Raw genomic sequence first — 1,592 nt, 5'->3', positions numbered from 1 at the left:
ATTCCAATAGTCGGATTTGTATACCTTATCAGAGCTAAGGTTTAACCAAAGATCTTCGAGACTGTCGACACTATGCCTGAAGATCTTACCCCCTCCTCCTAGCCCCACGGCGTTTAAAGCTCCTGCGGAACTGCCGCAAATGACAGGAAAGGGATAGTCAAAGCCAGGAAACTGTTCTGCAATTGCCTTAAGAACACCGGCCTGGTAAGCGCCTCGTGCACCACCACCCGTTAAAATCACCCCTGCTGTCATATTAATTATTCCAAATAATGTACTTTGTAAGAATGCTGCGATAGCAGCTTGTTTCCGCTCAAAGAATAGATAAGTCTCAATAGTAAAACTATTCTAGGGCATATATGCGGACAAGCACTAACCTTGCATAAACTTAATAGTGATAATAAAAATCTATATAGAATAAGACGGTCTATATCTGATCAAAAAAGCAGCATCTTTAGCGCTATAATTAAGTTAATGATAAAGATAGATCGTTATATGGTTTTCCGTTTTTAAATTAGAGCATTAATTTGTAGTCGGAGGTGTCCTATGAAACGTTTATATTACCTTAGCCCTTCAATTGACAGTGTCGACCAAGTTTCGAAAGATTTGCATGAGCATGGTATTACTGACTGGAACTTTCATATTATTAGTACTAATGAAGAGGGTCTATATAGTCATCATCTCCACTCTGCGAGTGCACTTCAGCGTACCGACTTCGTGCGCTTTGTAGAGCGAGGCTTATTGTCCGGTGGGATGATTGGGCTGTTTTTTTAGTCCCCTTTACTTATATCGAGGAGTTTAGCTTCAATGCATGGCTAGTGATCGCGATCTTTAGCATGTTCTTTGGTGCGTGGTTTGGCGGTGTTGGTGGGCTCAATACTGAACACTACAAGATCCAGAAGTTTCACGAACAAATTATTGAAGGTCAGCACTTGATCTTAGTGGATGTTAACACGAAGGATGAACAACGCATAAAGTGCATTATGGAAATAAGGCACCCCGAGGCGGTACTTCAAGGTTCTAGCTCGACTATTACTAATCCGTTTTCCAAGGATGATGCTGAACACATCAGCGCAAAGTCTTAGGGCTGCGCATTAAGGTGATAAAAGCTTAGATTATCGCCTTAATGCATTATTTGCAGTTCACAAAGTGTTCATGTCGAAATCTGTCAAAGCAAAAATTTCAAGGACTTCATAGGTATTCTTGTCGAGCTTTGCCAAACCAAAGCCTGATTTCCCAATTATGCGGATATAGAAGTATTTGCCTGTATCAAACTCTTGATCCTTATAAATCTTCTTAAGGTAGACTTCTTCAAGAGCTGCTTGCTTGATGCGTTCTTTTTGCTCGCCTAGCTCATGATAATAATCCATGTTCTGTAGATAATCTGTATCCCCTTCACCGGTAAATGCATGAACAGTGATCGCTATTCTAACTTCGGTTGTACCGGTTAAAACGTGGAACTTTGGTGCTGAAGCCAAGCTAGTATCGATAATATTAGGGTCAACAGCTGTCATATCGTAATTCGATGCGGTTTGGATCTCAAATGAGTTATTGACAAGTAATGCTGATAAAGGCCTTTCCTTGTAGATGGTCTG

Annotated in this window: 4 protein-coding genes; 2 read left to right on the top strand and 2 right to left on the bottom strand. The window is 40.8% G+C overall.

The window, feature by feature from the left end; genetic code table 11:
* The coding region (locus A3735_RS03535) for a patatin-like phospholipase family protein (RefSeq protein ID WP_197485636.1) at window positions 1-252 on the bottom strand (252 nt) is incomplete at its 3' end.
* 291 nt (window positions 253-543) lie between these two features.
* Between A3735_RS03535 and A3735_RS28680 the strand changes: the two genes are divergently transcribed.
* A complete protein-coding gene (locus A3735_RS28680) occupies window positions 544-771 on the top strand; it encodes a hypothetical protein (protein ID WP_082865277.1) in 228 nt (75 codons plus the stop codon).
* Window positions 772-815: 44 nt separating this feature from the next.
* Window positions 816-1,082 carry a hypothetical protein gene (locus A3735_RS28675; protein ID WP_068633325.1) on the top strand — a complete coding sequence of 89 codons (267 nt, stop codon included), beginning with the start codon at window positions 816-818 and terminating at the stop codon, window positions 1,080-1,082.
* 57 nt (window positions 1,083-1,139) lie between these two features.
* On the opposite strand, the gene A3735_RS03525 is transcribed toward A3735_RS28675, so the two are convergent.
* Window positions 1,140-1,592, bottom strand: a 453-nt coding sequence (locus A3735_RS03525) for a hypothetical protein (RefSeq protein ID WP_231882357.1), incomplete at its 5' end; no start/stop codon positions are given.

The sequence above is a fragment of the Oleiphilus sp. HI0061 genome (assembly GCF_001635675.1).
Note: the sequence above shows the minus strand (reverse complement) of the source record. Positions and strands in the feature narration are given on the sequence as shown.

What these genes read in the sequence shown, in the direction of transcription:
- A3735_RS28680 (WP_082865277.1), top strand. Translation starts at nt 544, where the DNA reads ATGAAACGTTTATATTACCTTAGCCCTTCAATTGACAGTGTCGACCAA.